This is a genomic window from Enterobacter cloacae complex sp. IR5384 (genome assembly GCF_049237265.1).
GTDB lineage: Bacteria > Pseudomonadota > Gammaproteobacteria > Enterobacterales > Enterobacteriaceae > Enterobacter > Enterobacter cloacae.
In genome coordinates this window covers 1-6,194 of the sequence record NZ_JBMKHJ010000072.1, presented here as the reverse complement: position 1 = coordinate 6,194, position 6,194 = coordinate 1, and the positions used below count along the sequence as shown (strand labels likewise).

General features: G+C 52.6%; 1 protein-coding gene and 1 pseudogene. One reads left to right on the top strand and one right to left on the bottom strand.

What is annotated here, in order from left to right:
• Positions 1–33: 33 nt before the first annotated feature.
• Positions 34–3,041: pseudogene (locus ACOTX3_RS25640) on the bottom strand (Tn3 family transposase).
• Between the two features lie 114 nt (positions 3,042–3,155).
• Here ACOTX3_RS25640 and ACOTX3_RS25635 point away from each other — a divergent pair.
• Positions 3,156–6,161 carry a Tn3 family transposase gene (locus ACOTX3_RS25635; protein ID WP_421634993.1) on the top strand — a complete coding sequence of 1,002 codons (3,006 nt, stop codon included), beginning with the start codon at positions 3,156–3,158 and terminating at the stop codon, positions 6,159–6,161.
• Positions 6,162–6,194: the final 33 nt, after the last annotated feature.

Sequence of the window (6,194 nt, the reverse complement as noted above, 5' to 3'; positions counted from 1 at the left end):
GGGGTTTGAGGGCCAATGATGTAAAAAACCACGCTAAGGAGATAATTCATTGTTTAAATTGAGATTTAACGGCCTCAATTCCCCCTTCATAATATCCTCCGGTAGTGTGAACGTATAATGTCCCAGCATGTTGATATGACCGTGCATCAGAGGCGAAAGCCGCGCGATATGTTCATCCTCTGGCCCTTCCCCGATGCTGCGCAGGTGCGACAAGGCTTCCTGCATATAAAGCGTATTCCACAGCACCACTGCGTTTGTCACCAGACCCAGCGCACCCAACTGATCTTCCTGCCCCTCGCGGTAACGTTTTCTGATCTCGCCACGCTGACCGTAGCAGATGGCTCTTGCAACGGCATGGCGGCCTTCACCCCGGTTCAACTGTGTTAGGATCCGGCGACGATAGTCCTCATCATCAATATAGTTGAGAAGATACAGTGTCTTGTTAACTCTTCCGACCTCCATTATTGCCTGAGCAAGCCCTGACGGTCGGGTACTTCTCAATAGCGATCGAATGAGTTCTGACGCATGAATAGTGCCCAGCTTCAGCGAACCGGCAACCCGCATCATCTCATCCCAGTGGCTTTCGATTTTAGAAAGGTCAACACAACCCCGCGCCAGTTTGTCCAACGCCCCGTAATTCGCTGCTTTGTCGGCCCGCCAGAACACAGCCTCACCCGCATCCGCCAGACGAGGTGAAAATTGGTATCCCAGTAGCCAGAACAGGCCAAAGATAATGTCACTGGTACCTGCTGTGTCCGTCATGATTTCAACCGGGTTTAGTCCCGTTTGTTGCTCAAGTAGCCCTTCCAGCACAAAGATGGAATCCCGCAGTGTTCCAGGAATCACTATGCCATGAAAACCCGAATATTGGTCAGAGACAAAGTTGTACCAGGTGATGCCGCGCCCTGAACCAAAGTATTTTCTGTTGGGGCCAGAATTCACCGTTTTCACTGGCGTGACAAAACGCATACCATCAGCGGAGGCTACCTCCCCGCCCCCCAGTATCCTGCCAACGCTAACGAGGACTGAAAATCAACCAGCCGCGCATTGGCGCTAACCAGCGTTTCTGCTCGGATGTAGTTCTGTTTCACCCAGCTCAGACGATGGCGAGTCAGTGCAGGGATATTGTGCTTGATCAGCGGCTCATGTCCGATATTGCAGGCCTCAGCCAGCATCACCGCACACAGGCTTATATGCAGATCCTGCGCACGGGCACCTGACTCGCTGACATGGCTGAATTCACGGGTGAAGCCAGTTCTGGCGTCAATCTCGAGCAACAGTTCTGTCAGGTCAACGGGTGGAAGCAATTGTCTGACTCGGCTGCTCAGTTGTATCAGCGCCGGTGGTTCATCCAATTTATCCAGGCTGCTGATGGTCAGCGAAGGATGTTTACCTTCATTGCAGATGTCCACGGCGGTATTGCGATCAAAACGTGATGCCACCGTTTTCCAGGTTTCATCTAACTGAGCGGCCAATTGCTCCGATGCTTTACTGCCATTAGTGGGGTGACCCAATGCCCGGCAGACTGGAACCCGCTGCGCCTGCCATTCCTCCCCCTGAAGAAGTTTTTGGCGCGGATCACCCCAACGATCGCTGTTTTCCAACCAGATGTCACGACGGCGTAGCGCATCCTGAAGTCGCTCCAGCAGACACAACGAGTAACCTGCTCGCTGTATCCGACCGTCAGCATCGTACACCAGGCGTTTCCAAGGGCCTGAAATGATATGTTCAGGTGCATCGTCCAGGATCCGTTTTTTCGAGCCGTTTAGCTCTGCCAGGTAATGGATGGCAGCCAAGGTATGTTCACCGTCTGGGGCCGCACGGAAGTGCAGATCGCGCAGTAGTGCGGGCAAAAAACGCCTTACCCGTCCGTATTGCTCCACCATTTCATCCTGAAAGTTTGTATCCTGGGGGCGGGCCAGTTCATTCACTTTTTCCACGGACTCTGCCAGTCTGGCGACAGACACACTGCTGAATATGGTCTTTCGCAGCAAATCATCGGCGGTATCTTCATCAAGTAAAAGTGCGCATGCCCGCGCCAGCAGCAACGCCGCGCGGTCAAGATCCTTGAGCGTCCTAAGTCGCTTTTTCTGCCCGGTTTTCTTCGCCTCCCGGGTAATATTGAGGATCAGCATATCCAGCACGTCAACGGCCTCGTCCAGCGCCGAGATTTCTTGCGCTTTCACGAATGCGGTAAGGATCGCCAGCCGCCGTTCTTCTGGCATTCTGCTGATATATTTCACCGATGCCATTCCGGCATAGCGTGCCAGATTGCGGAGCTGTATGGCGGGCAGCCCAGTGAAATTCAGACAGGAAAACTCCAGGCTGCGCAGGCGAGTGTAACGTTCAAGTGCTTCAGTGAACGCGAGGCCGCTGATAGTGACAGGGCCTCTTTTTAGGTGCTCCATCACTGAGAGTCGCTGTCCTTCGGGGATTTCAAGTAACCCAGCCAGTTGTGCGGTCTGCCAACGGTTTGGCAGCGCGGCCAATTTTCGCCACAAGCGGCGGGTCGCACGCTCACGGATTTCACCAATGACTCTCGTCAGGGTGGATGCGGCTGGCAACAACACTTTATTTTGAAGCAACCACGCGGTGGCAAAATCGAACATCAGTCCGGGGCGTTCATTACTGAGCCATGCACGGGTATACAGCAATCGCTTCAGTCTGAACGACCACGGGAAATCACCGAAATCATGATAGCTATAGTGCTGCCTGATAAGCCCGTGGTGCTCCCAACGTGTGTTTTCCCTTTGAGCATAGCGGGAAATGATCTCTGGATAGCGGATGTTAAGTTGCCTTGCGACATAAAACTGGACACCGGGCGGTATTTGCATGAGATCGGACAAGAAGGTTCCCAGAAAGCGGGCAGTTGTGAGTTGAAGGGCAATTCCCAACCGGTTATGCCTGCCCCTACGCAGGTTGATGAAAGTAAGGTCTCGCTCATCAAGATGAAAATACCGTGCCAGCTGGATCTCGTTTGGCTCTGCGGCATAACGCCCGTAGTTCTGTGTCTGTTTGTCGGTCAGAAAATCAGCAGCCATCACGCATCCTTTCGTAAACGGGTGTTCTGTTCTCTTTTTAACCGTCTCAAATGTTATAAATTAATAGACACTAAGAATGTCTCGCATTTTGAACAAGTATTGTTTGGGGGACGCATGCCCGTCGATTTTCTAACTTCGGAACAGAAAGCCAACTATGGACAATTCTCTGCTGAACCGAATGAAGTGCAGTTGGCCCGCTACTTTCATCTGGATGAAGCTGATCTGGCTTTTATCAATCATCGGCGCGGCAATCAGAACCGTTTTGGTGTTGCTTTGCAGTTGGGCTGTGTTCGATTTCTGGGGACCTTCATGTCCAACCTGCCACAGGTTCCGGTCAACGCCCAATGGTTTGTCGCACGACAGCTTGGACTAAATGATGTTGCGATATTGTCCACCTATGCGCAACGGGAGACCACACGAAGGGAGCACGCCGCCTTGATCCGGGATCAGTACCAATACCGGGAATTCAGCTGGCCGTGGTCGTTCCGGTTAAGCCGTTTGCTCTACACGCGCAGTTGGATCAGCAACGAGCGGCCCTGCCTACTTTTCGATCTAGCCACTGGCTGGCTCGTCCAGCATAAAATCCTTTTGCCTGGTGAAACCACTTTGACGCGCTTGATTTCCGAGGTACGAGAACGGGCTACTAATCGCTTGTGGCAACGGTTGTCGGCGTTGCCGACATCGAAGCAGATCGCAAAGCTTGAGACCTTACTTCAAGTTCCTGAGGGAACACGAACTTCCCGCTTTGACCGCTACCGCAAGGGGCCGGTGACGATTAGCGGTCCAGCTTTCAATGAGGCCATTGACCGTTATCAGGCGCTAAAAGCGTTCGGCATGCATGAGCTGGATTTTACCGGCATTCCTCCCGTTCGCTTTAAAAACATTGCCCGTCACGCAGGCATGATTTCCATGCACAAGATAGCTCGCATGCCGGAGCAAAAGCGCACTGCCATTTTAGTCGCCTTCGCTAAGACGTACGAGACCGTGGCCCTAGATGAAGCCTTGGATGTGCTGGATTTATTGATCACCCATATTGCCGGTGAGGCGAAAAAGTTGGGGCAGAAAAAACGTCTGAGGACATTGAAGGATTTGGATAAATCTGCGTTGGCCCTAGCAGAGGTTTGCACCCTGATACTCACTGAAAGCATGCAGGATGAGCAGCTGAGGTCAGCTATCTTTGCCAGAATGTCTCGTGAAAAACTGGCGACATCCATTGCCACCGTCCATGAACTTGCTCGCCCCTACGATGATAACTTTCAGGATGAAATGGTGGAACAATATGGCAGGGTCAGGCGTTTTTTACCGAAATTACTGCGTGATATCGTATTCAAAGCGGCTCCGGCAGGCAAGGCGACTCTGGAAGCCCATCAATATCTTGGTGGGCTGTTGGAATCGCGCAAGCAGTTACTGGATGAAGCCCCTCTGGACATTGTCTCTAATCCATGGAAACGCCTGGTGTTCGACAAAGAAGATAGAGTGACCAAGCGAGGCTATACGCTGTGCTTTCTCGATAAGTTACAAGACAGTTTGCGCCGCCGTGATATCTACGTAGAGAACAGCGACCGCTGGGGTGATCCACGGGCCAAGCTGTTACAAGGGCCGGAATGGCAAGCAAACCGCATTCAGGTGTGCCGTTCACTCGGTCATCCACTCAATCCCCAAGAAGCGATTGACGCTCTGGTGCGTCAACTGGATGCAAGTTACAGACAAGTGGCATCCAACTTCGACAACAACAAAGCAGTTGAGCTGGATCTGTCCGGCAAACGGCCCACATTGACCATCACGAACTTTGCCAAACTGGATGAACCGCCCAGCCTAACGCAGCTCTCCCTACAGGTCGAATCCTTAGTTCCCAGCGTGGATCTGACGGAGCTGTTGCTGGAGATCCACGCCCATACCGGCTTTGCCGATGAATTTACCCATGTTAGCGAATCTAATGCCCGAGCCGAAGGCCTGACTGTCAGCGTCTGCGCCGTGCTTTTGGCGGAAGCATGCAACATCGGCTTAGAGTCGCTGATTAAGCATCAAGTACCCGCATTAACCCGACACCGCTTAAACTGGGTCAAACAGAATTACCTGCGTGCCGAGACGCTGGTGAAGGCCAATGCCAAACTGGTGAACTACCAGTCTACTTTATCTCTGGCCAATAAGTGGGGCGGTGGAGAGGTGGCATCCGCCGACGGTATGCGCTTTGTCACTCCGATCCGCACCATCAATGCAGGGCCGAACCGGAAGTACTTTGGCTCCAGCCGAGGCATTACCTGGTATAACTTTGTCTCGGATCAGTTTTCCGGATTTCATGGCATTGTCGTCCCAGGAACACTGCGTGACTCCATCTTTGTGCTGGAAGGCCTTCTGGAACAGCAAACCGGCTTGAACCCGATGGAGATTATGACCGATACCGCCGGTGCCAGCGATATGGTGTTTGGCTTATTTTGGTTGCTTGGATACCAGTTTTCACCGCGTCTTGCAGACGCAGGTGAATCCGTGTTCTGGCGCGTGGACAAGGCCGCTGACTATGGCCCATTGGATGAGCTAGCTCGCAGTTGCGTCAATACCCACAAAATCGAACAACACTGGGATGACATGATGCGCATTGCGGGATCGCTCAAACTGGGTACAGTGCAGGCTTCCGAGCTGATCCGTTCGCTACTGAAAAGTGAGCGGCCTTCCAGCCTAGCACAAGCCATTATTGAAGCGGGCCGTATCAATAAGACACTTTACTTGCTGAACTACGTGGATGATGAAGACTACCGCCGTCGAATTCTGACCCAGTTGAATAGAGGAGAAAGCCGTCACGCGGTCGCACGGGCGATCTGCCACGGTCAGCGTGGTGAAATTCGGAAGCGGTATCGAGAGGGGCAGGAAGATCAACTTGGCGCGCTGGGTTTGGTGACTAACGCGCTGGTGCTGTGGAACACAATCTATATGCAGGCCGCTCTTGATCACTTGAAACAGCAAGGCGAGGATGTGAAAGTAGAAGACGAAGCCAGATTATCTCCGCTCAGCCATAAACACGTGAACATGTTGGGGCATTATTCGTTTACCCTTACTGAACAAGTACTAAATGGGCAACTGAGGCCGCTGAAACAACCACCGGAGCTGGACGAATGGCCTTAGCGTACGTTTTCGTACCATTGGGCTTCGTACCCC